At 70.0% G+C, this 23,778-nt stretch carries 21 protein-coding genes; 14 read left to right on the top strand and 7 right to left on the bottom strand.

Translation table 11 applies throughout. The features are described 5' to 3' along the window. The first annotated feature begins 10 nt into the window (after positions 1-10). Entirely contained in the window at positions 11-1,366 is a 1,356-nt protein-coding gene (locus tag ACZZ98_RS13260) for a D-alanyl-D-alanine carboxypeptidase family protein (RefSeq protein ID WP_463516682.1), read from the top strand. 30 nt (positions 1,367-1,396) lie between these two features. On the opposite strand, the gene ACZZ98_RS13255 is transcribed toward ACZZ98_RS13260, so the two are convergent. Together ACZZ98_RS13255 and rfbA are read right to left on the bottom strand one after the other, a co-directional pair. After that, entirely contained in the window at positions 1,397-1,990 is a 594-nt protein-coding gene (locus ACZZ98_RS13255) for a dTDP-4-dehydrorhamnose 3,5-epimerase family protein (protein WP_463516681.1), read from the bottom strand. Further along, complete coding sequence (rfbA, locus tag ACZZ98_RS13250) at positions 1,990-2,868, bottom strand: glucose-1-phosphate thymidylyltransferase RfbA (protein ID WP_463516680.1); 879 nt, start codon at positions 2,866-2,868, stop codon at positions 1,990-1,992. Before rfbA ends, ACZZ98_RS13255 begins: the two co-directional genes overlap by 1 nt. 37 nt (positions 2,869-2,905) lie before the next feature. On the opposite strand from rfbA, the gene rfbB reads away from it, so the two are divergent. Together rfbB and rfbD are read left to right on the top strand one after the other, a co-directional pair. After that, positions 2,906-3,913: a dTDP-glucose 4,6-dehydratase gene (gene rfbB / locus ACZZ98_RS13245; protein WP_463516679.1), complete on the top strand. Its 1,008-nt coding sequence runs from the start codon at positions 2,906-2,908 to the stop codon at positions 3,911-3,913. Further along, positions 3,913-4,767 (top strand): dTDP-4-dehydrorhamnose reductase, encoded by an 855-nt coding sequence (gene rfbD / locus ACZZ98_RS13240; protein WP_463516678.1) that lies wholly within the window; start codon positions 3,913-3,915, stop codon positions 4,765-4,767. Before rfbB ends, rfbD begins: the two co-directional genes overlap by 1 nt. A 3-nt stretch (positions 4,768-4,770) precedes the next feature. On the opposite strand, the gene ACZZ98_RS13235 is transcribed toward rfbD, so the two are convergent. From ACZZ98_RS13235 to trpS, 3 genes are read right to left on the bottom strand one after another with little or no spacing between them, the layout of a single operon-like run. Then, positions 4,771-5,874 (bottom strand): YihY/virulence factor BrkB family protein, encoded by a 1,104-nt coding sequence (locus ACZZ98_RS13235; protein ID WP_463516677.1) that lies wholly within the window; start codon positions 5,872-5,874, stop codon positions 4,771-4,773. A gap of 2 nt (positions 5,875-5,876) precedes the next feature. Further along, positions 5,877-6,389: a 2'-5' RNA ligase family protein gene (locus ACZZ98_RS13230; protein WP_463516676.1), complete on the bottom strand. Its 513-nt coding sequence runs from the start codon at positions 6,387-6,389 to the stop codon at positions 5,877-5,879. 10 nt (positions 6,390-6,399) lie between these two features. After that, the gene (trpS, locus tag ACZZ98_RS13225) at positions 6,400-7,431 is read right to left on the bottom strand and encodes a tryptophan--tRNA ligase (RefSeq protein ID WP_463516675.1); all 1,032 of its coding nucleotides are present in this window, start codon (positions 7,429-7,431) and stop codon (positions 6,400-6,402) included. 31 nt (positions 7,432-7,462) lie between these two features. Here trpS and galK point away from each other — a divergent pair, with 31 nt between their 5' ends. Next, a complete protein-coding gene (galK, locus tag ACZZ98_RS13220) occupies positions 7,463-8,629 on the top strand; it encodes a galactokinase (RefSeq protein ID WP_463516674.1) in 1,167 nt (388 codons plus the stop codon). Here the strand turns inward: galK and ACZZ98_RS13215 are convergent. Continuing rightward, positions 8,616-9,425 (bottom strand): exodeoxyribonuclease III, encoded by an 810-nt coding sequence (locus ACZZ98_RS13215; RefSeq protein ID WP_463516673.1) that lies wholly within the window; start codon positions 9,423-9,425, stop codon positions 8,616-8,618. The two genes, galK and ACZZ98_RS13215, sit on opposite strands and share 14 nt — an antisense overlap. Positions 9,426-9,485: 60 nt before the next feature. Here ACZZ98_RS13215 and ACZZ98_RS13210 point away from each other — a divergent pair, with 60 nt between their 5' ends. Beyond that, positions 9,486-10,070: an arsenate reductase/protein-tyrosine-phosphatase family protein gene (locus tag ACZZ98_RS13210; RefSeq protein ID WP_463516672.1), complete on the top strand. Its 585-nt coding sequence runs from the start codon at positions 9,486-9,488 to the stop codon at positions 10,068-10,070. Between the two features lie 18 nt (positions 10,071-10,088). Here the strand turns inward: ACZZ98_RS13210 and ACZZ98_RS13205 are convergent, their stop codons facing one another. Continuing rightward, on the bottom strand, positions 10,089-11,525 hold the full coding sequence (locus ACZZ98_RS13205; RefSeq protein WP_463517781.1) for a tyrosine-protein kinase domain-containing protein: 1,437 nt from the start codon (positions 11,523-11,525) through the stop codon (positions 10,089-10,091). A 166-nt stretch (positions 11,526-11,691) separates the two neighbouring features. Here ACZZ98_RS13205 and ACZZ98_RS13200 point away from each other — a divergent pair, with 166 nt between their 5' ends. The 9 genes from ACZZ98_RS13200 (at position 11,692) to ACZZ98_RS13160 (ending at position 23,570) form a co-directional block, all read left to right on the top strand. Further along, a complete protein-coding gene (locus ACZZ98_RS13200) occupies positions 11,692-13,353 on the top strand; it encodes a polysaccharide biosynthesis protein (RefSeq protein ID WP_463516671.1) in 1,662 nt (553 codons plus the stop codon). Between the two features lie 147 nt (positions 13,354-13,500). Further along, the gene (locus tag ACZZ98_RS13195) at positions 13,501-14,643 is read left to right on the top strand and encodes an aminotransferase class I/II-fold pyridoxal phosphate-dependent enzyme (protein ID WP_463516670.1); all 1,143 of its coding nucleotides are present in this window, start codon (positions 13,501-13,503) and stop codon (positions 14,641-14,643) included. 159 nt (positions 14,644-14,802) lie between these two features. Beyond that, entirely contained in the window at positions 14,803-15,249 is a 447-nt protein-coding gene (locus tag ACZZ98_RS13190; RefSeq protein WP_463516669.1) for a sugar transferase, read from the top strand. Continuing rightward, positions 15,246-15,872 (top strand): acetyltransferase, encoded by a 627-nt coding sequence (locus ACZZ98_RS13185; RefSeq protein WP_463516668.1) that lies wholly within the window; start codon positions 15,246-15,248, stop codon positions 15,870-15,872. The genes ACZZ98_RS13190 and ACZZ98_RS13185 overlap by 4 nt, the downstream gene beginning before the upstream one ends. Further along, positions 15,869-17,131 (top strand): oligosaccharide flippase family protein, encoded by a 1,263-nt coding sequence (locus tag ACZZ98_RS13180; RefSeq protein ID WP_463516667.1) that lies wholly within the window; start codon positions 15,869-15,871, stop codon positions 17,129-17,131. Before ACZZ98_RS13185 ends, ACZZ98_RS13180 begins: the two co-directional genes overlap by 4 nt. Positions 17,132-17,135: 4 nt before the next feature. Continuing rightward, on the top strand, positions 17,136-18,353 hold the full coding sequence (locus ACZZ98_RS13175; RefSeq protein WP_463516666.1) for a glycosyltransferase: 1,218 nt from the start codon (positions 17,136-17,138) through the stop codon (positions 18,351-18,353). Beyond that, positions 18,350-20,311, top strand: coding sequence for a heparinase II/III domain-containing protein (locus tag ACZZ98_RS13170; protein ID WP_463516665.1), 1,962 nt, complete (start codon positions 18,350-18,352; stop codon positions 20,309-20,311). The genes ACZZ98_RS13175 and ACZZ98_RS13170 overlap by 4 nt, the downstream gene beginning before the upstream one ends. Next, positions 20,308-21,492: a glycosyltransferase family 4 protein gene (locus ACZZ98_RS13165; RefSeq protein WP_463516664.1), complete on the top strand. Its 1,185-nt coding sequence runs from the start codon at positions 20,308-20,310 to the stop codon at positions 21,490-21,492. Before ACZZ98_RS13170 ends, ACZZ98_RS13165 begins: the two co-directional genes overlap by 4 nt. Then, a complete protein-coding gene (locus ACZZ98_RS13160) occupies positions 21,489-23,570 on the top strand; it encodes an acyltransferase family protein (RefSeq protein WP_463516663.1) in 2,082 nt (693 codons plus the stop codon). The genes ACZZ98_RS13165 and ACZZ98_RS13160 overlap by 4 nt, the downstream gene beginning before the upstream one ends. The last annotated feature ends 208 nt before the right edge of the window (positions 23,571-23,778 follow it).

Genomic DNA, 23,778 nt, shown 5'->3' with positions numbered 1-23,778 from the left:
GGGTCGATCGGTGGCCCCTTCCCGTGCGTTCGCCGTCACCATGACGGCCCTTGTCACGGCGGGGCTGACGGCGGCCCCGGTCACGGCATCGGCCCAGGATGGGCCCGCGTTCGGGCCGAGCTCCAGCGCCGGCGGCAGTGCGAGCCCCAGTCCCAGCGCCAGCCCCAGCGCCAGCCCCAGCGCCAGCGCCAGCGCCAGTCTGCCGCGGGTCACCGACACCCTCGACCCCGCGCTCAGCATCGGCGGTCCCCGCCTCGCGCAGATGAACAGCGTCATCGTCGACACCCCGGCCGGTGTCCCCGCACCTCCAGCGGTGAGTGACGTCGCCTGGGTCATCGCCGACGCCGACACCGGTGAGATCCTCGCCGCCAAGAACCCCCACGCCCACCTCCTGCCGGCGAGCACCCTCAAGACGCTCACCGCGATCCACCTCCTTCCTCGGATCCGGCCCACCGCCGTCCTCACGGCCACCAGGGCGGAGGCCGACGCCGACGGCACCCGCGTCGGCATGGTCGCCGGGGCCACCTACACGGCCCAGCAGCTCTTCCAGGCGCTCGTCATGTCGTCCGGCAACGACGCGGCATACGGCCTGGCGGCACTCAACGGTGGCCTACCCAAGACCGTCACCGAGCTGGGCGTCCTCGCCGACGAGCTGGGGGCGCACGACACCGTCGTCGTCGACCCGAGTGGCCTCGACGCTCCCGGCCAACGCAGCAGCGCCTACGACCTCGCGCTCTTCGGTCGGGCCGCGATCAGGCTGCCGGCCTACGCCAGGCTCGCGACGACGAAGACCGCGACCTTCCCCTCCGTGCCGACGCGCACCTCACGCGCCCGGGGCACGTTCGTCATCGGCAACCACAACCGGCTGCTGTGGAACTACCCCGGCACCATCGGTGTCAAGAACGGCTTCACCAAGGCCGCCCATCGCACCTTCATCGGCGCGGCGCGCAGGGGCGGGCGGACCTACATCGTCACGGAGATGTATGGCACGGGCAGCAGCTGGCGGCCCGCCGCGTCACTCCTGGACTGGGCCTTCGCCCACGGCGAGTTGGCCCGTCCGGTCGGGCGCCTCGTCGAACGCGGCGAGTTCCCCGAACCGCCTGTCGTCCCCGACGACACACCGGCCGCTCCCGCACCACCTGAGGCACCACCTGAGACAGGATCCAGCGCGGCAGCCGGGCCGGGGGCCGACGCGGTCGCCAGCCCGGGCGCCCACGCGGCCGCCGTCCGCCCGTCCGACGGGGAGGTGACCCGGTCACCGGTGGCCTTGCTCGGCGGCGCCGCACTGCTCGCCCTCGTCGTGGCGGCGGGTGCCGGCCGTGTGTCTTGGCGTCGGCGTCGAGCCCTGACGGGTCGTCACCGCTGAGCAGACGTGACCGGGGTCGGGGCGCCCCGCCTACAAGCGGCCGACGTGCTCCTGCCAGTCGGCATAGGTCGGGAGGAGCCCCGCACCCCTCGCGTCAGCCAGGGTGGGCGCGGCCTCGTCCTTGGCCGACAGCGTGACGTCCAGGCCGACGGGGATGGACAACCCGATGTCCGGGTCCAGTGGGTGGATGCCGTGCTCCCCGGTGGGGTTGTAGGCCGCGGTGCAGAGGTACATCGCCGTCGTCCCGTCCTCCAGCGCGCAGAAGGCGTGGCCCAGCCCCTCAGTGAGATAGACGGCCCGGCGGGCACTGGCGTCGAGCAGCACCTCCTCGACCCAGCCGAACGTGGGCGAACCCTCCCGGAGGTCGACGACGTAGTCGATCAGCGAGCCGGTGAGGGCGGTGACGTACTTGCCCTGCCCCGGGGGGATGTCGGCGAAGTGGATGCCTCGCACGGTCCCCCGCGACGACACGGAGACGTTGGTCTGCACGATGTCGGGCCGATGGCCGAGGTGCTCGGCGAGCCGGTCGCCCCGGAAGGACTCGAGGAAGACTCCCCGGTCATCGGGGAACTGTCGCGGCGTGATGACGTAGGCGCCCTCGATCCCGAGCGGTTCGATCTGCATCAGGCCCGCCTCCTGGCCTCGGCCAGGCAGGCGTGGAGGTAGCCGCCGTAGCCGCTCTTGGCCAGGTCGTCGCCGAGCTGGGAGAGCTGCGTGTCGTCGATCCAGCCCGCCCGCCAGGCGATCTCCTCGACGCAGCCGATCTTGGTCCCCTGGCGAGCCTCGATGAGGTGGACGAACTGGCTGGCGTCCATGAGGCCTTCAAAGGTGCCGGTGTCGAACCAGGCGGTGCCCCGGGGCAGGACCGTCACGGTGAGGTCGCCGCGGCGCAGGTAGGCGTCGTTGACGCCGGTGATCTCGAGCTCGCCGCGATCACTGGGCTTGAGCTCTCGGGCGATCTCGATGACGTCGTTGTCGTAGAAGTACAGACCGGGCACGGCAAAGCTGGACTTCGGTTCGGAGGGCTTCTCCTCGATCGACAGCACTCGTCCGTCGTCGTCGAACTCCACCACGCCGTATGCCGTGGGCTCGCTGACGTGGTGCGCGAAGACGTGTCCGCCGGTCACGTCGGACAGGCTGCGCAGGGAGGTGCCCAAGCCCGCGCCGTAGAAGATGTTGTCGCCCAGCACGAGGGCGACGGTGTCGTCGCCGATGAAGTCAGCACCGATGATGAAGGCCTGGGCGAGCCCGTCGGGACTCGGCTGCTCGGCATACGAGATCTCGATGCCCCACTCGTGCCCGTCGCCGAGCAGGCGCACGAACTGGTCGCGGTCCTGGGGGGTGGTGATGACGAGGACCTCCCGGATCCCGGCCATCATCAGGGTGGACAGCGGGTAGTAGACCATCGGCTTGTCATAGATGGGCATGAGCTGCTTGCTGATGCCGCGGGTGATGGGATGCAGGCGCGTGCCAGAGCCCCCGGCCAGAATGATGCCCTTCATGCGCGCCACCCTAGCTCCCGCCGCTAGGCTCCCCCGCGTGCGCATTCTCGTCACCGGTGGAGCCGGTTTCATCGGATCGAACTTCGTCCACCTCACCCTGGCCACGCGGCCGGACGTCACCGTCACGGTGCTCGACGCCCTGACGTATGCCGGCTCGCGGGCCTCGTTGGCCGGGCTCGACGACCGCGTGGACGTCGTCGAGGGCGACATCACCGACGCCACCCTGGTGGAGCGTCTCGTCGCCGAGCACGACCTCGTCGTGCACTTCGCGGCGGAGTCGCACAACGACAACTCGCTGTCGGACCCGTGGCCGTTCGTCCACACCAACGTCATAGGCACCTACACGTTGCTCGAGGCCGTGCGGCGCCACGGGGTGCGCTACCACCACGTCTCCACCGACGAGGTCTACGGCGACCTCGACCTCGACGACCCGGCCCGCTTCACCGAGGCCACGCCCTACAACCCGTCGAGCCCGTACTCGTCGACCAAGGGTGCGAGTGACCTGCTCGTGCGCGCGTGGGTGCGCTCCTTCGGCGTGCGGGCCACGATCTCGAACTGCTCCAACAACTACGGCCCGCGCCAGCACGTCGAGAAGTTCATCCCCCGACAGATCACCAACCTCATCGACGACGTCCGGCCCAAGCTCTACGGCGACGGGCTCAACGTCAGGGACTGGATCCACGTCGACGACCACAACCGCGCGGTGTGGGCGGTCATCGAACGTGGCGAGATCGGCGAGACCTACCTGATCGGCGCCGACGGCGAGGTCGACAACAAGACGGTCGTGCGCGACATCCTCGAGCTCATGGGCCGGGCGCCCGACGACTTCGACCACGTCACCGACCGGCCAGGTCACGACCGCCGCTATGCCATCGACTCGACGAGGCTGCGGACCGAGCTCGGGTGGGAGCCCGAGTACCCCAGCTTCCGCGAGGGGCTCGAGGCGACCATCGAGTGGTACCGGGACAACGAGGCGTGGTGGCGCCCGATGAAGGACGCCACCGAGGCCCGCTACGCCGCCACGCAGAGCGTCATCCAGCACTGATGGCACGCTGGCTCGTCACCGGCGCGGGCGGGATGCTCGCCCACGACCTCGTCCCGACCCTGATCCGTGCCGGTCACGAGGTCACGGCCTGCGCCCGCACCGACCTCGACGTCACCGACCCCGTCGCCTGCGCCGGAGCGGTCGAGGGCCATGACGTCGTCGCGAACCTCGCGGCCTGGACGGCCGTCGACGACGCCGAGACCCAGGAGGCCCAGGCCTTCAGCGTCAACGCCGTCGGCGCCGCCAACCTCGCCGTCGCCGCCTCCCACGCCGGAGCGCGTCTGGTCCACGTCTCCACGGACTACGTCTTCGCCGGAGACGCCACCGTCCCGTATGCCGTGGATGCACCCATCGCTCCCCGCTCGGCCTACGGCCGGACCAAGGCGGCAGGAGAGTGGGCCGTCCGGACGCACTGTCCGTCGGCCCTGGTCGTGCGCACTGCCTGGCTCTATGGTGCCGGCGGACCGAACTTCGCTGCCACCATGGCCCGGCTCGCCGGTGAGCGCGACACCCTCTCTGTCGTCGACGACCAACGAGGTCAGCCGACGTGGACGGCTGACCTCGCCGCCGGCCTGGTGCGCCTCGTCGAGAGCGAGGCGCCCGGAGGTGTCTGGCACGGCACGGGTGCCGGCGAGACGACGTGGTTCGGCTTCGCCCGGGCGATCTTCGAGGAGCTGGGCCTCGACCCCGAGCGGGTCACCCCCACGACGACCGACGCGTTCCCGCGACCGGCGCCACGGCCGGCTTACTCCGTGCTCTCCCACGAACGCTGGGCCACCGCGGGCATCGAGCCCTTGGGGCACTGGCGCGACGCCCTGCGCCGCGCAGCACCGACGGTGCTCGGCACGACCTAAGCGTCAGCGGCGGGCGCCGAGGCGGCGAAGTCCCCTGCCGACGACGGCGACGCCGGCCGCCGCGGACGCACCGAGCACAGCGCCCAGGGCGAGGTTGACCCGGTCATCCGCGCGCTTCGCCGTGGGCGCGAGCACTCGATCCGTATGCCGTCGTGCCGAGTTCGCGTCCGGCGTCTCGATCGGCGCGTCCGCCAGGTCCGCGGGCTCCGGTCCCTCGAGCAGCTTGACGCGCTGCCCCTCGGTGAGGTCGTGCTCGTCCAGGTCGAGGGAGTTCGCGCTCCAGGCCGCTGCCAGGAGGATGACGCGCGACATGAGGTTGAGCCAGGCCAGGAGTCCGACCACCACGGCGATCGACGCGAAGAGCGGGTTGCTCGTCGTGCCGGCGATGAGGGTCGCGCCGAGGACCTTGAGGAGCGTGAGACCGATCCCGCCCACCACGGCACCACCAATGAGGCCGCGCCGAGGCACGTCGACTCCGGAGAGCAGCCGCAGCATGACGAGGACGACGAGCCCGTCGAGCACTGCCCCGACGGCGAACGCGATGACGGACAGCAGCCACTTCTGTCCCCCGAGCCCGACCTGCTCCGCGAGCCAGGACGTGGTTGCGCCGGCGACACCGGTCACCGCGGCCGAGACGACGATCGCGAGACCGAGGATGACGAGGACGCCGAGGTCGCGCAGCTTGGCGGTGACGACGTTGCCCGGTGCGCCCTCGGCGCCGAAGATGGCGCGGATGCCGTCCCGGAGTGCGCCGAGCCAGCCGAGTCCCGCAAAGAGCAGACCACCCAGACCGACGAGTCCGGTGACGGTGAGGGTGTTGCCGGTCGGGACCTCGAGCGGGATGAGCCCGTCGTTGTCACCCTGCTTGATGAACCCTGGCAGCGTGCTGTCCAGGTAGCTGCGGATCTGGTCGAGCCACTGCTCGTTGTCCTGCAGCAGGACCCCGAAGATCGTGAAGGCCAGCGCCACCGCCGGGAAGATCGAGAAGAACGCGAAGTAGGTCACGCCACCGGCGAGAAGGTTGCCGCGGACGTCGCCGTAGCGCTTCCAGGCGTGCCAGATCCGCGTCCGCTGCAGACGCGCCCACACCTGCTTCAACCGATCCATGGTCAGGCCTCCAGCGTGAAGGAGGACAAGGGTCGCCACACTCCGTCGTCGGTCTGGTGGAACAGCTCGAACGACGCGACCTCGAACGTGCACCGGAAGTCGACGAGACCCTCGAAGGCCTCGTCGAGCCGGTCCTCACCCAGGTTGTGCGCGACGGTGACGTGCGGGTGGTAGTTGAAGTCGAGGCGGCGCTCGACCGGCCCTTGCCGAACGGCGGTCTCGAGGAGCTCGCACTGCGAGATGCCCGACGACACCTGGACGAAGACGACCGGCGACAACGGGCGGAACGTCCCGGTGCCCGACAGCGTCATCCGAAAGGGTGCGTGCGACCGCGCCACGACGGCGAGGTGCTCCTCGAAGGCGTCGAGGGAGGTCGCGTCGATCTCGGTGGGCGGCAGCAGCGTCACGTGCGGCGGGATGAAGCGCGCCAGCGGGTCCCCGAAGCGCTCCCGAGCCTGCTGGAGGACGGACCCGTGGGGTTCGGGCACCGTGATCGACACGCCGTGGGTGGGCATGCGCTCGACCCTATCGGCCGGCAGGGAGGAGGCCGACGCTCTCGCGCACACGCGCCATCGTCGACTGCGCCACGGCCCGGGCCCGCACGGCGCCGGACGCCAGGATGCGGTCGAGCTCGGCCGGGTCGTCGAGCAACTGGCCCATCCGCGCCTGGAACGGCTCGACGGCGGCGACGACGACGTCGGCGACCTCCTTCTTGAGGTCACCGTAGCCACGCCCCGCGAACGACCTCTCCAGGTCCTCCACCGACGTGCCGGACAGGGTCGAGTGGATGACGAGCAGGTTGGACACGCCCGCCTTGTTGTCCACGTCGTAGCGGATCTCGGCCTCGGTGTCGGTGACGGCCGAACGGATGTTCTTGGCGATCTTGGCCGGGTCCTGCATGAGGTCGATGAGGCCCTTGGGTGACGAGCTGGTCTTGCTCATCTTCGACGTCGGGTCCTGGAGGTCCATGATCTTGGCCGAACCCTTGACGATGTAGGGCTCGGGCACGACAAGGGTCTCTCCGAAGCGGGTGTTGAAGCGCTCGGCGAGGTCGCGCGTGATCTCGAGGTGCTGGCGCTGGTCCTCGCCGACGGGCACGACGGCGGTGTCGTAGAGGAGGATGTCCGCCGCCATGAGCATCGGGTAGGTGAACAGGCCGACCGTGGCGCTCTGTCCCTTGGCCGTCTTGTCCTTGAACTGCGTCATCCGGTTCGCCTCGCCGAAGGACGTGAGGCAGTTCATGACCCAAGCCAGCTCAGCGTGCTCAGGGACATGGCTCTGGCAGAACACCGCAGACCGCTCCGGGTCGACGCCACCGGCGACGAACTGCGCGGCTGTCAACCGGGTCCGGTTGCGCAGGACCGCAGGGTCGGTCTGCACGGTGAGCGCGTGCAGGTCGACGACCGGGTAGTACGCGTCGTACGTGTCCTGCAGCTTCACCCAGTTGACCAGTGCCCCGAGGTAGTTGCCGAGGTGGAGGGAGTCACTGGTGGGCTGCATCCCGGAGAGGATCCGGGGAGCCGCCGTGGGCGCGTCGGGTGCGGACATGCGCGTCATTGTGTCAGGTGGCCGCACCTAGACTCGCAGCGTGCCAAGCCTCACGGAGACGTTCAGCGCCCGCTTCGGCCACGCCCCTGACGGCGTGTGGTCCGCCCCCGGTCGGGTCAACCTCATCGGTGAGCACACCGACTACAACGGCGGCCTGGCCCTCCCCATCGCCCTGCCCCAGCGCACGATGTGCGCCGCGTCTGCACGTGACGACGACGTCCTGCGCATCCACTCGCTCCAGGAGGACTCCTCCGTCGAGGTGCGCATCAACGACGTGGCACCCGGGCACCCGGGCGGCTGGACGGCATACGTCGCCGGTGTCCTGTGGGCGCTGCGCGAGGCCGGGTATGCCGTCCGCGGACTTGACGTCGTCGTCGACGGCCAGGTGCCCCTCGGGGCCGGACTGTCCAGCTCCGCAGCCCTCGAGTGCTCGGTGGCTGCAGCGGCGTCGGACCTTTTCGGGCTGGGGCTCCTCGAGACGACAGAGGGACGCTCCGCGCTCGCCGCGGCCTGCCAGCGTGCCGAGAACGACGTCGCCGGAGCGCCCACCGGCGGCATGGACCAGGCGGCCGCGATGCACTGCACCGAGCGTCATGCGTTGCGGTTGGACTGTCGTGACGGCTCCACGAGCCAGGTGCCGTTCGACCTGTCGGCCCACGACGTCGTCCTGCTCGTGACCGACACCCGCGCGAGCCATGCCCTGGCCGACGGTCAGTACGGCGCTCGCCGCGACTCGTGCGAGACCGCCGCCGACCTCCTCGGCGTCGAGTTCCTCCGGGACATCGACCCCGGAGCACTCGACGAGGCCCTCGCGCGGCTCCCGGACGACGTGCTTCGGCGCCGGACTCGGCACGTCGTCACCGAGATCGCCCGCGTCGACGAGGTCGTCGAGGCACTGCGCAGGAACGACCTCGAGGAGGTCGGGCGGCTGTTCGTCGCGTCCCACGAGTCGTTGCGCGACGACTACGAGGTGTCGTGCACCGAGCTCGACCTCGTCGTCGACACCGCCGTCGCCGAGGGTGCGCTCGGCGCTCGGATGACGGGCGGAGGGTTCGGCGGCTCGGCCATCGCGCTGGTCCCCGTCGCCGACGTGGACCGCGTCTCTGCTGCCATCGAGGCGGCCTTCGCCGACGCGAAGCTCACGGCGCCGAAGTCGTTCTCCGTCACCGCAGCGGGCCCCGCCGCCAAGGACCTCACTCCAGCGTGAGCTCGTAGTCGACCGTCAGCGGCGCGTGGTCGCTCCAACGGTCTGCGTATGCCGCCGCGCGGCCGACCTCCGCACGCGTCGCCAGGTCGGCGAGCGGCGCGCTCGCGAAGTGGTAGTCGATGCGCCACCCCGCGTCATTGTCGAAGGCCTTCCCCCGCCACGACCACCACGTGTAGGGACCGGGTCCGGGACCATGGAGAGTGCGGTGGACATCGACGTAGCCATGGGCGCTCACCCACGTGTCGAGGTGCGCCTGCTCCGCGGGCAGGAAGCCGGACCTGCCCAGGTTGCCCTTCCAGTTCTTCAGGTCGTCGGCCGAGTGGCAGATGTTGAGATCACCAGTGAGGACGGCATACCCGCCGTCGCTGGCGAGGTGCTCGAGACGCGAGCCGACTGCGTCGAGGAAACGCAGCTTCTCGTCCTGTTTCGGCGTGTTCGCCTCTCCGGTGTGGACATAGGTCGAGATGACCGTGACCGGGCCGTGCGGCCCACGCACGTCGACCTCGACCCATCGTCCGGCACCTGCGAACTCCGGTGAGCCGATGTCATTGCTCACGCGAGATGGTGGCTGGCGGGTGAGGACCGCGACGCCGGCCTGGCCCTTGGTGCTGGCCTCAGCAGATGCGATGAACCACTCGCCCAACCCCCCGTGCGCGAGGACGTCGCGCAGCTGGTCACCACTGGCCCGGACCTCCTGCAGGGCGATGACGTCGGCGTGCTGCTCGGCGAGCCAGGAGAGCCCACCTCGCCGGGCCGCGGCGCGAATACCGTTGACATTGGCTGAGACGAGACGCACCTGGTGAGACTAAGCCAGGCTGGTTAGCCCGGACGGACCAGTCCCGCATAGGGTGAGCACATGGCCCCGGATGTCGTTGCCCAAGCCCCCACTGGCCACGTCCTTGTGGTATGCACCGGCAACGTCTGCCGCTCGCCCTACATCGAACGTGTCCTCGCCCAGGAGCTCGCCGGGACGGCGATCACCGTCTCCAGCGCCGGCACGGGGGCCCTCGTCGGCGCCCCGATCGACCCGCAGTCCGCCCGACGCCTCGGAGCCACCGGGGCCAGCGCCGTGGACTTCGCCGCCCGGCAGGTCGCCCGCGAGATCGTGGCCGAGGCCGACCTCATCATCACGGCGACGCGCGAGCACCTTTCGCAGGTGGTCCCGCTGCACCCTCGCGCCCTTCGCTATGGCTTCGCCCTGCACGACCTCGGCGACCTGCTCGCCGCCGTGACTCCCGCCGAGATCGACGCGGCGCAGGGCGACAACCATGTGGCGAGGGTCGCGGCTGCGGCCATCTCGAAGCGCGGCGTGGTCAACCCGCGGCTGCCGAAGGACTCCGGGGTCGTGGACCCCTACCGACAGCCGATGCACGTGTTCGACCAGATGGTCGCCGAGATCGCGACGTCACTGCCGGCCGTGGTCAAGGCCCTGCGCGGCTGACCGCCCGAGCACTCCCGCTCAGCTACCGACGAGGTCCTTGCGTGGGCGCGTCGTGTCGTCCGTGACCTTGCGACGAGCCCGCCGGGAGCCGCGCGGCTGGGGCTGCGGCGCCGAGTCCGGACGGTACTCGTAGCGGTAGTCGTAGGCGCCCCGCGCCTGACGCGGGATGCGGTTGATGACGATCCCGAGGACGGTGCCGTTGACCGTCTCGAAGGTCTCGAGAGCGTGGCCGAACTGGTCCCTGCTGACGATTCCGCTGCCGGCCACGACGATGGCGCCGTCGGCCAGTCGGGTCAGGACCGTGGAGTCGGTGACCGGCAGGACCGGTGCACCGTCGATGAGCACATAGTCGAAGCGGTTGCGGAGGTCGTCGAGGACCGTGCGCATCGAGGTCGAGCCGAGCAGCTCGCTGGGGTTGGGCGGTGCCGCCCCCGCCCCGAGCACAGTGAGGGAGTGCGCACCGAAAGGCTGCAGGACGTCGTCCAGGTCGTACCGCCCGATGAGGACGTCGGTGAGCCCGACCGAGCCCTCGAGCCCGAGGTAGGTGAGCAGTCGGGGCCGACGCAGGTCTCCCTCGACGACGCACACGCTGGCTCCCGACTCGGCCATCGCCAGAGCGAGGTTGGCGGTCGTGCTGGACTTGCCCTCGCCCGCGATGGACGAGGTGATGACGATGACACGCGGGTGGTTCGTCGCATCGACGAACTGGAGGTTCGTGCGCAGGCTCCGGAACGCCTCCGCGCGACCCGCGAGCGGGTCCGCCTGGATGATCAGCGGATGCTTGGCGGCGTCGGGGTCGAAGGGGATTCCACCCAGGACGACCGTCTCGGTGAGGTCCTCGACGTCCTCCTTGGTGCGCAGCTTGGTGTCCAGCAGCTGCTTGAGGACGGCGGCGACGAAGCCGAGCAGGAGCCCGAGGACGACGCCGAGGCCGATGTTGCGCAACGGGCGTGGGCTCACCGGAGACTCCGACTCGGTGGGCTCCCGCAGCAACGTGACCTTGACCGGGCTGACGGTGTCAGCACTGACCCGCTCGAGCTCCGAGACCACCGTGGGGAAGGTCTCGGCGATCGCCTGCGCGATGTCGCGTGCCTTCGTGGGGTTCGCGTCTGTCACCGTGACGTCGATGAGGACCGTGTCCGGCGGGGTGGTCGCCGTGATCTTGCCTGCCAGCGCGCCGGGCTTGTCGTCGATGCCAGCCTTGGCGATCACCGGGTTGAGCAGTTTCGGAGCCTTGAGCAGCTCGCTGTAGGACTTGACCCGCTGCTGCGTGAACGTCCCGCCCTGGGCGAGCTGGCTGCTGTCCTGCGAACCGGCCGTCGACACGAAGAACTGGGTGCTCGACGTGTAGAGCGGAGTGGCCATGAGGGTCAGCAGTGCCGAAAGCCCGACGACGACGAGAGCGACCGCAGTCAAGGTGCGCCAGCGACGTCGCAGGATCTGCACGTAGCTCATCAGGTCCAAAGGACAATCCTCACACTGGGTTTCGACCTCTCGGTCGGCGGTTTGCATTCCACAGTACCGGTCACTCTCGACTAGTCTGGTTGCGCGACGTCAATGGCGATTCCTCACCCCATTGAACAAAACGACCACTTCACGAATCCCGGAGCAAGTAGCCACTGTGTCCCCGAGCTTGGAACGCCGCGACCTCGCTGTCCGCATCGGCTGGACCTTGCTCGATGCGCTCATCGTGTCGCTGGCTGTCCTGGCCGCCGCATGGATCCGGTTCGACATGGACGCACGCCTGGCGACCGATCCCGAGATCCTGCGCTACGCGAGCGCCGCCGGCCTGCTGCAGCTCGTCGCCGGCGTGACCCTGGGCATGGTGCACCACCCGCACCGACGGGGCTCCTTCGAGGAGACCGCGCAGGTGGCCAGGACGGCCTTCATCGTGGGCGTGGCGCTCATCGCCCTCCGGTTCTTCACCGACTGGTTCACCATCCCTCGCAGCCTGCCCTTCATCGTGCCGATCATCGCCCTCGTCGGCATGTTCGCCCTGCGCTTCATCATCCGTTCGTATCGGTGGGGCCGTCTCGACGTCGGGGACAACGACACCCCGGTCGTGGTCTATGGAGCCGGCGAGGGCGGGCGACAGCTCTTGCGAGCCCTCAGCAGGGATGCCTCCGCCAACGGCAGGCTGGTGCCGGTGGCGGTCGTCGACGACGATCCACGCAAGCGCCGCATGCTCATCGAAGGGCACCGCGTCGCCGGCGGCACCGACCGTCTGTCCGAGGTCGTCGAGCGGACGGGCGCGACCACCCTCGCCGTGGCGATGCCGTCGATCACCGCCGAGCGGCTGCGCGAGATCCGCACCCTCGCCCGAGGCCATGCACTCGACCTTCTCGTGCTTCCGCCCGTGGGGCGCCTGCTCGGTCCGGCCAGCGGGGCGGACCTGCGCCAGCTCAACCTCGAAGACCTCCTCGGCCGTCAGCAGATCACCATGGACGCAGCGACCATCTCCGACACGATCACCGGCAAGCGGGTTCTGGTCACGGGTGCCGGCGGCTCGATCGGCTCCGAGCTCGTCCGTCAGATCGCCAAGTTCAGCCCAGCCAAGCTCGTCCTCCTCGACCGTGACGAGTCGGCCCTGCACGCCACCCAGATGAGCCTCACGGGTCGCGCGCTGCTCGACGACGGGACGCTCGCGCTCTGCGACATCAGGGACCCGGCCGCCCTCCAGCGGGTCTTCGAGAACGAGCGACCTGAGGTGGTCTTCCACGCCGCGGCGCTCAAGCACCTCACCCTGCTCGAGCAGTTCCCTCTCGAGGCCTGGCAGACCAACGTGCTCGGCACCGCCAACGTGCTCGCCGCGGCCGAGTCCGTCGATGTCGCCACGTTCGTCAACATCTCCACGGACAAGGCCGCCAGCCCCACCTGCGTCCTGGGCTACAGCAAGCGGTTGGCCGAGCGACTGACCGCCGAGTTCGCCGAGCACCGCCAGGGCACCTATGTCAGTGTCCGCTTCGGCAACGTCCTCGGGTCCCGCGGTTCGGTCATCACCGCCTTCACGGCGCAGATCGAGCGAGGTGGGCCGGTCACCGTGACGCACCCCGAGGTCGAGCGCTACTTCATGCTCATCCCCGAGGCCAGCCAGCTCGTGCTGCAGGCCTCCGCGATCGGCGCAAACGGTGACGTGATGGTGCTGGACATGGGACAACCGGTCAAGATCCTCGACGTGGCCCACACCCTCATCGACCTGTCGGAGAAGCTGGACATCGAGGTCGTCTTCACCGGGATGCGTCCCGGCGAGAAGCTTCTCGGAGGAGCTGTTCGCCCGCGGTGAGGAGATCTCCTCGGCCGGCCACTCACTCATCAACAAGGTGGCGGTGCCGAGGATCTCGCTCCAGGAGATCGCCGACGCCGCTATCGACCAGCCCGAATCCGCGCGAGAGTGGATGCTCCAGAAGTCGACGACGGGCAGAGTACTCACATGACCGAGCGCATCTTCCTCTCGCGGGCCCACGTGACCGACGTCGAGGAGAAGTACGTCCTCGAAGCCCTCCGCTCCGGTTGGGTCGCCCCGCTGGGGCCCATGGTCGACCGGTTCGAGCGCGAGATCGCAGACCGTTGCGGCGTTGCTGGAGCCCTCGCCCTCTCCTCCGGCACGGCTGCGCTGCACCTGGCACTGCTCGATGCCGGTGCCGCCCCCGGCACCGTGGTCGTGCTGCCGACGATGACCTTCGCCGCGTCCGCCAACGCCGTCGCCTACACCGGGGCCGAGCCCGTCTTCGTCGACTCCCGCGACGACGCCAACATCGACGTCGACCTGCTCGTCGACACCGTTCAGGCCCTGCAGGTCGAAGGCCGGACGGTCGCCGCGGTGATGACCGTGGACCTCTTCGGCCGGTGCTGTGACTACACGAGCCTCGGCGACCAACTCGAGGCCCTGGGCGTCCCACTCGTCGAGGACGCCGCCGAGGCGCTCGGTGCCGACCACGCGGGGCGTCCCGCCGGCTCGTTCGGCCGCGCTGCGGCGCTGTCGTTCAACGGCAACAAGATCATGACGACGTCCGGCGGGGGCATGCTGGTCAGCAACGACGGCGAGCTGCTCGAGCGCGCCCGCTACCTCTCCACGCAGGCACGTCAGCCCGCGCCCTGGTACGAACACACCGAGGTCGGCTACAACTACCGCATGTCCAACATCCTGGCAGCGCTGGGGATCGGCCAGCTCGAACGGCTCGACGAGATGATCACCCGCCGTCGCACGATTCGAGACCGGTATGCCGCTGCGCTCGACCACCTGGACGGTGTCACCTTCCTCGGTCGGGACCAGGGCGGCGATGCTGGGGACAACCACTGGCTCACCTGCATCACCCTCGATCCCGAGCGCCTCGCCGTCGACCCGACCACGGTCATGGAAGCGCTCGACGCGGCCGGCATCGAGGCCCGGCACCTCTGGAAGCCCATGCACCTGCAGCCGCTCTACGCCTCCGCTCGAGCGGCCACCACCGGCGTGTCGGAACGGCTGTTCGACACCGGCGTGACCCTGCCGTCGGGGTCCGAGCTCACCGACGCGCAGATCGACCGGGTCCTCACGACCCTCGTGCCGCTGCTCGAGGGGCGCACCGGGTGACCGACGGCAAGCGGGTCCTCGACCTCGCCGTGTCGCTCCCGGTCTTCGTCCTCTCTCTTCCGGTCCAGGCCGTGGTGGCCGTGGCGGTCCGCAGGAAAGCTCGGGTCACCGGTCCTCTTCAGCCAGGAGCGCCCGGGACTCGGCGGACGGGTGTTCGTCATGCGCAAGTTCCGCACGATGCTCGAGCCCGATCCCGCCATGGGCCTCGTCACGGACGCCGACCGGCTCACCCCCTTCGGCACCTTCCTGCGGTCGACCAGTCTCGACGAGCTGCCGACGTTGTGGAACATCGTGCGCGGCGACATGTCCCTCGTCGGTCCGCGACCGCTTCTGGTGCGCTACCTGGACCGCTACTCCCCCGAGCAGGCGCGACGCCACGAGGTCCGGCCGGGGCTCACCGGCCTCGCGCAGGTGGCGGGGCGCAACACGGTGAGCTGGGAGCAACGGCTGGGACTCGACGTCGAGTACGTCGACAACCACAGCTTCCGCGGCGACCTCGCGATCATCGCGCGCACGGTCGCTGCGGTTCTGCGGCGTGACGGGATCTCCGCCGAGGGCGACGTCACCATGCCCGAGTTCATGGGTTCGCCGAGGACCGGGCCATGAGCGGTTCTCGAGTCGTCATCGTCGGTGCCGGCGGGTTCGCCCGCGAGACGGTCGAGATCGTGCGTCTGCTGCAGCCTGACGCCGCTGTCTGCTTCGTCGACGACGACCCGACTGACGACGCCCTCAGGCTCATGGCGCGGCATGAGGCGACCCACCTGGGCACGGCCCTGTCCTGGTCTCCTTCACCGGGCGACACATGCGTCATCGCCATCGGCGACCCCGGCGCGCGCGCGTCACTGGCCGCGACCCTCGGCGAGCGCGGGGCCACCTTCACCGTCCTGGTGCACCCGGATGCGACGGTCGCCGCGTCTGCCGTGCTCCACGCCGGTGTCATCGTCGCCCCCGGCGCGCGCGTGAGCGCCGACGTCGTCCTCGGCGAGCACGTGCACGTCGACCAGAACGCGACGGTCGGCCACGACACCACTGTGGGGGCGCACTCCAGGCTCAACCCGATGGCGTGCCTCTCGGGCGCTGTCACGGTCGCGGAACGCACCTACGTGGGGGCTGCGGCCGTCGTCCTCCAAGGGCTGTCCCTCGGAGCGGGCAGCCTCATCGGCGCTGGTGCCGTGGTCGTGCACGACGTCCCGGCCGGCGCCACCGTCAAGGGAGTGCCCGCCCGATGACGGCGGCTCCTCCTCGGCTTCGGGCAGGGCGACGCGTTCTCGGCGTCGCCCTCGTCTATGGGCTCTCCGTCCTCGCGCTCTTCGTCGGTGAGCTGGTGTTCGCCAGGAACGCCTCCCGCAGCGAGTTCGGGCAGTACAACCTCGTCCGGCAGGCAGTCCCACTGCTGTCGACCCTGGCCCTCATCGGCTACGACCAGGCACTCACCCGTGAGGTCGCCGCTGCCGGGGGCCGGCTGCCACGCCTCGACGCCCGCCAGCTCCGGCTCATCGGGGCAGCTTTCGTCAGCGGGTCGCTCGTCGCGGCCTACCTGTGGGCCCGCCTGGACGTCGCGCCCGTCGTGGCCGCGTCGGTCCCCGTCGCAGCTGCCGGGGTGGCCGCGAGCAACCTGGTCTCGGGGTTGCTGCGCGCGTCCGGAGGCAGCTTCGCAGGCGCCGCGATCCAGCAGGGCCACCGTCTGGTCACGGGCCTTCTGCTGGTCGCCAGTGGCCTGGCCGCCACGGCCGTCTTCGGCACCTGGGTGCTCGGCCTGGCAGCCGTGGCGATCGGGGCGACCGGACTGGTCCTCCTGCGCCGCCGGTCCGGGGACGGGGAACGCATTCCTGACGACCAGCATCGCCACCTCAGACACCTCGGCATCGGCTACAGCCTCTCGATGCTGTCCCTCGCCGCCGGGGACTGGCTCGACCAGGTGATGGTGGCCGAGCTCGGGGGTGGGACGGCCGAGGTCGGGCTCTACGGCCAGCTGAAGCTCGTCTCCATCTATCCCCTCCTGTCCATCGGGTCAGTGCTGGGCTTTCTCGCGCTGCCGATGATCGCCGCCCGTCGCGACACCCTCACGGTCGCCATCGCGCGTCGATGGATGCTGCTGGCCGGTGCCACGACTCTCGTGCTCGGCGCCATCGGGGCTCCGGTCTCGCGCCTCGTGATGGAACACGGCCTCGACCACCGTCCCGACTGGTCCGTGGTGGGTGTCCTTGCCGCCGTCGGCGCGTTCCGACTGTTCTACGTCCTGCCGAGCGCCCTGCTCGGGGCCGTCGCTCCCGCCCGCCTCCTCACGACCTTCGGCGGCCTGACCTTCGTCGGGCTGGCCGTGCAGGTCCTCACGACCGTCCTCCTGCGCGGCGAAGGACTCGTGCTGGCCGCGTCGTTGGGGCTCCTCGCCTCCACGCTGCTGCGTTGTGTCCTCTCCTGCGCCCTGACCCTGCGCACCATCGCGCGTCGACCTGCGGCGCTCTCCCCCGATCCGGTAGGCACCTGACCCCATGCCAGACATCTCCTCCTCCCCCACCCCCGGCGCCAGCCACACCCTGGTGCTGTCGATGCCACCGTTCGCCCACGCGACGCGCACTCGCAAGGCCGCCCTCGAGTACCTGGTCAGGGGACCCGTCACGTTCCTCGCCCCCCAGAGCGTCGGCCGGACCGGCAAACGCGATGTGGCAGGCGACGACGTGCGGCAGGGGGTGCAGGTGAGTCACGTGCCGGTGCCCGAAGTCTCGTCGGCACCGTCCAGGGCCGCCCAGATCAGCAACCTTGCCCGCGCCTACCTGCCCGCCCTGACACGCATGGCCCTTCGCACGCTCCGGACCCCGGCCGAGGTCGTCCACGTCACCGGCGTCCCGCTCCTGCCCCTGGGCCTGCTGCACCGTGCTCGTCACCGCTCGCAGATGGTCCTCGACGTCAACGAGCGACCGGCAAGCGTCGGCGCGAAGGGATCTCTCTTCGGCGTGGTGGCCCGGCTCGAGCCGTGGCTGCTGTCCCTCGGCAGACCCCGAGCCGCCCTCGTCACCGTGGTCAGTGAGGGCCATGCCGACATCCTCGAGAGGGAGCACGGGTTCACTGACGTGGTCGTCGTGCGCAATGCTCCTCCCTCCTCGTGGCGAGCGCCGTGGCACCTGCCGCCGGAGCACGCTCCGGGCGTGGACCTCAAGGTCGTCACGGTCGGGACGATCTTCGAGGGACGCGGTTTCGAGATGCTCATCGATGCGGTCGCCCTGGCCGCCGACTCCGGTGTCGTCGTGGACGTCGACATCTACGGCGGCGGCCGGGACGACTACGTCGCCACGCTCGAGCAGCGCATCACCGACGGCGGCCTGGGCCATCACGTGCGGCTCGCGGGTCGCCTGACCGGAGACCAGGTCAGCGCGGCCTACCTGACCGGCGACGTCGGTCTCGCGCTCTACGAAGCCAGTGACGCCGGCAACGACTCACTGTCCAACAAGATCATCGAGGTCGTCGCCAGTGGACGCCCCGTCATCGCGGGGAACCTTCCCGAGAACGCGCGGTTCGTCGAATCGCTGCAGGTAGGGTGGCTCACCGCCGTGGACCCGTCCTCGCTGGCCGAGGCCTTCGTCCGCTGTGCACGTTCGGGCGATGCCGCTCGGCTGGCCGAGCACTGTCGTGACCTGGCCATCACCTCCCTCACCTGGGAGGCCGAGTTCGCACCGGTCCTCGCCCGACTCCAAGGAGCACACACCCCATGAGCCGTCTCGCGACGATCCGTCGGGACCTGGTCGCACTCGGGCCCATGGCCCCGGTGCGTGCCGGCTACGAAGTGCTCAAGCGCACGGGCGCCCACGGTGCGCTGCTGACGGCGGCCGCCCACCGGGGACGCCCCCTGACCCTGCACGCCGTGCCCGCCTTCCGACCAGCAGGTCCCGCGCCGGATGCCGTCCGTCACCGGTGCCTCGAGGACGCCCGGCTCATCGTCGACGAGGGCCACCGTGCCTTCGGTCGCCGAGTGCCGATCCGGTCGGCGAAGGACTGGGCCTCTCTCGTGGACGGTCCCGGCCACTGGCCGACCGACCGTGCCTGGTGGGACATCGACATCCGGACGGATGAGCGCGCCGGCGACGTCAAGTGGGCCTGGGAGCTCGGCCGCTGCCGCGACCTCGTGGTCCTGGCTCGTGCCGCCCACCTCGACCCCGACGGCCCCTGGGCCGGAGAACTGGCCCAGCGCCTGCGCTGGTGGTTCGAGGTGAACCCGCCCGAGCAGGGCGTCCACTGGTACTCCAACCTCGAGATCGCGCTCCGGGTCATCGTGTGGATCCAGGTGCACTCCCTCGCGAGCACCGTCCTGCCGGACGACGTCATCGAGTCGATGGGGCTGCACGTGGACCTGGCCCGACGCCACATCCTCGTCGACTTCGCGTACACCGCGAGCAGCATGCGCAACAACCACCTGCTGGGTGACTGCCTCGGCCTCCTCGCGATCGGCGTCTTCACCGGACAGGCAGCCTCCAGCCCCTCGATCCGCACCGCCGAGCGCTACTTCACGGCGCAGCTGGCCCGCCACATGCGCGCGGACGGCTCGATGATCGAGGACTCGTTGTCGTACCACCGCTTCGTGCTGGAGATGCTTGCCGTCAAGGTGCTCCTGGGGGACCGCTCCCCCTCGGTCACCACAGCCCTGGCCGGCGCGTCCCGCCACCTCGACGCACTGGGCTGCTTCGGGGGCCCGCTGCCGGCATACGGCGACTGGGACGAGGGACGCGTCCTCGCCTCGTCGGGCGACGCCCTGTCCGTAGCCGGCTCGGCTGCTCTCGGCCTGGCGCTCACCGACGGTCTGGACGAGCGATGGAAGGACGAGCACGACGAGGTCTACTGGTATGCCTCCGACGTCGCCACGTCCGCATCGAAGCCGGCCCAGCAGCAGGACCAGCCCCTCGTGCGCGAGTCCGGCGGGGTCACCGCAGCGACGGTCGGAGAATGGCGCGTCTGGTTCAAGTCAGGCACCGGACCCTCGCACCAGCACGCGGACCTGACCCACCTCAGCATCCGCCGTGGGGACGACTGGGTGACCGTCGATCCCGGCACGGGGACCTACAACGGGCCACTCGTCGTACGCAACGCCTTCCGCACGAGCACCGCACACAACGGCATACGTCCCGGCGGAGCCGAGATGTTCGAACCCCACCGGGCCTTCCGGTGGCTCACCTCGGCAACCACCGCAGCAAGCCACACCAGTGCAGACGGGGGGCCGCTCGTCCTTGCCGCCATCCACGACGCCTTCGTCCGGGTGGGCGCCGGACGGGTCCTGCGCACCGTGGTCACGAGTCACGACGGGGTCACCGCAGTGGACTGGAGCGAGTCCGGCCCGGCCAGCAGGATCACGATCGCCCTGCCACCCGGTTCAAGCGGAGACGTGCGGGCTTCCCACCCCCTGCGTCCCGTGAGCGGCGACGACGACCCGATGGTGGGCTGGTTCAGCCGCACCTATGGTCAGTGGGAGGAGGCGCCCTGGCTCCTCGGTGTCGCTCCGGCCGGCAGTCCGTCATGGTGGCAGGTCGGCACCGGACCGCGCCCGACGACCGATGGACCGCGCGTCACGGTGGGCGAGGTCACGCTCGAGGCGTCCTTCACCGTCGACGGGGCCACGGTCATGGTCACCGGGCCCCATGGCCAGAACCGACTCGACCTGCCCAAGGTGCCGGCCGCATGACCCCCCGTCCTCGAGTTCTCGTCCTCAACCACTTCGCCGTCCCTGCGGGTGAGGCCGGCGGCACCCGGCACACCGAGCTCTTCTCCGCCCTCGACGGCTGGGACCACATCATCTTCGCCGCCCGGACGAACTACACGACTCGTCGGCACCAGGAGGACCAGGACGGGTTCCACTTCGTGCCGGTGACGGCATACGCCTCCAACGGCATCTCACGCATCCTCAACTGGGGGTCGTACTCCGTCATGGCGACGCTGGCCGGGCTCCGGATGATCCGACGTCGCCCCGACGTCGTCTACGCCTCGAGTCCTCACCTCCTTGCCGGCGCGACCGGAGCACTGCTGTCCAGCGTCTTCCGACGCCCCTTCGTGCTCGAGATCCGTGACCTGTGGCCCAAGGTCCTCGTCGACATGGGGCAGCTGAGTCCGGAGAGCCGCCTGCACAGGTCGCTGGAGGGCCTCGAGTCGGCGCTCTACCGACGCGCCGACCGCATCGTCGTCCTCACCCCGGGCGTCGTGACGGAGCTCATCGACAAGGGGGTCAAGGCCGACAAGATCGAGCTGATCCCCAATGCCGCGGATCCTGCCTACTTCCACGTCGACGAGGACCGCGCCCTTGTCCGTGAGCGACTCGCCTTCGACAAGGTGACGGTCCTGTATGCCGGGGCGCACGGTCCCGCGAACGGTCTGGACCTGGCCCTGGATGCAGCCATCGAGATCCGTGACCTCCAGGTCGAGATCATCCTCGTCGGCGACGGAATCAGCCGCGACGGACTGCGCAACCGCGCCGTGCGTGAAGGGATCGACAACGTCCGCTTCCTGGATCCCGTCAACAAGGACGCCGTCCCCGAGCTCTTGGCGGGGGCCGACATCGGGTTGCACTGCCTCGCCGATGTCCCGCTCTTCCGCTACGGCGTGAGCCCCAACAAGATCTTCGACTACATGGCTGCTGGGCTCCCCGTGCTCACCAACACCCCTGGTGAGGTGACCGAGCTGGTCGAGGGTGCTGGCGCCGGCGTGGCCGTCCAGCCGACCGGGATCGCAGCCGGGATCCGCCGCATGGTCGACGCGGGCACCGACGGGCGAGCGCGCTGGGGGGCATCCGGCAAGTCGTGGATCACCGCCAACCAGACGCGGGCCGCCATGGGCCTCAGACTGGAGCGTCTGCTGGACGCAGTGCGATGACCGGCTCCCCGGACATCACCCGAGCACGCGAGGACGAGCACCCCGTGGACTCGGGCCGCAGTCGGCTCGGAGACGTGCAGGGCCTTCGTGCGGTCGCCGTGCTGCTGGTGGTCATCTATCACGCGGGCCTGCCGTTGCCGGGCGGCTTCGTCGGCGTGGACGTCTTCTTCGTCATCTCCGGGTTCGTCATCACTGCCCTGCTCGTGCGAGAGCTGCGGGCTCACGGGCGGATCCGGTTCGCGCGGTTCTACACCCGCCGAGTGCGACGACTGCTGCCTGCGCTGACCGTTCTCCTCCTGTGCACGGGTGTGGCTTCCATGGTGATCCAGTCACCGATCGGCGCCCAGCAGGACACCGCGCTGGCGGGGATCGGCTCGAGCACGTGGCTCGCGAACGGCGCGCTCTACTTCATCACCGGCGACTACTTCGACAACGCGGCCGACACCATCCCCGTCCTGCACATGTGGTCCCTCGCCGTGGAGGAGCAGTTCTACCTCGTGTTCCCGGCTCTGCTGTTCGCAGGTTTCGTCCTCGCCCGCCGAATCGGTCGGAGCGGGCTGCGCGGAGCGACGGTCGTCATGGCAGTGGCGTTCGCCCTGTCGTTCGCGCTGTCGCTCTGGCTGAGCAGCGGCCATCACCTGCCCGGAGTCGCCAAGCCGGAGACGGCCGCCTTCTACCTCGCACCGACCCGGGCCTGGGAGTTCGGCGCCGGGGCGCTCGTCGCGATCTGGGCGGCTCGCTCGCCCCGCCTCGGGCGCAGGTTCACGCTCGCCGCCGCCGCTCTGGGGGCGACCCTGCTGGCGCTGTCGGCCGTGCTGATCCACGGCACCACGCCCTTCCCCGGGTACGCCGCCCTCGCACCGGTCGCGGGCACGGCTCTGCTGATCGTCGCGGGGCGGGGTGCGGCCAACCCCGTATCCACCCTGCTCGGCTCACGCGTCCTGCAGCGGATCGGCGACCTGTCCTACAGCTGGTACCTCTGGCACTGGCCGTTCATCGTCTTCGCCGGTCTCCTCTGGCCCGACCACTCCTGGGTCAAGGTCGTGGCGGCGGCAGTGTCCCTCGGCGCCGCGTGGCTCTCCTTCGCGTACGTCGAGGAGCCGATCCGACACCGGGAGAGCCGTTCCGGGTGGGCGACCCTGCGCCTGGTTGCCGCAGGGGTCGTCGCTCCCCTTGTCGTGTTCGTCGGACTGTATGCCGGGTCGTCACGGAGCTGGGGCAACGACGAGATCGCCGCCATGGCGGCGCAGGTCCGACCCAAGCCCCTGGGCTATGCGGAGGGGTGCCACACCACGTCCCCGATCTCCCGCCGCAACCTCGAGGTGTGCACGTGGAACCGTCAGGCCACGGGCGCGCCGGTCTACCTTCTCGGGGACTCCAACGCCGTCCAGTACTCGGACGGGCTCGTCGCGGCGGGCAAGGCGACGGGACACCCCGTCACGGTGGCCACCATGGGCGGCTGCCCGCTGGTGGCCGTGACCCTCATCCAACAGGGCAAGGTGCAGGCCGCCTGTCGCGACTATGTCGCCGACGCCCGGCGCTGGCTGAGGGCGGCACCCAAGGGCATCGTCGTGGTGTCCGCAGCGAACCACGCCATCGACCAGAGCACGACCGAGCTGCGGTCAGCGTCGTCCTATGCCACGGCGACCTCGATGGCGGACAAGGCCAAGGCCTGGGAGTCCGGCCTGGCCGAGGTGCTGGACAGCATCAGGGCAGCGGGACAGCATCCGGTGGTCGTGCGGACCATCCCTCACTTCGGCACCGGCGATGGCCCATACTGGAATCCTGCGGACTGCCTGCTCCCCCAGATGTGGGGGGATCCCGGGCGCTGCGGAGAGGAACAACCGCTGGCGGAGGCGACTCGCCTCCAGTCGCTGTCGCTCCGGGCAGAGGAGGCCGCACTGAACCGCAGCAAGACGCAATCGGTTGACCTGCGAGCGGAGCTCTGCCCAGCGGGCACGTGCTCCACGGACCTCGACGGCAGGTGGATCTACCGTGACGGCCTGCACATCAGCACTGCCGCGAGCCGTGACCTTGCTCCGCTTCTGGTGGGAGTCCTGAACGCGGCGCCGCGCTGATGGGGGCCTCCCTCCGACCGGCGGTGCTGGCCATGCTCCTGGCCGCCGGACTCATCGGCAACAGCCTCGTGGTGCTTGCCATCACGGGACTGGCGGCGCTGCTGATCCTCGACACCTTCGCGTCCATGTTGCCGGTGCTCCACCCGGTCCTGTTGGCCGCGGCAGGTCTCTTCGGTGTGATCACCATCTACGCCCTGCTCACACCTCC

It is taken from the genome of Knoellia sp. AC549, assembly GCF_979258975.1.
This window is presented reverse-complemented; position numbering and strand designations above follow the sequence as displayed.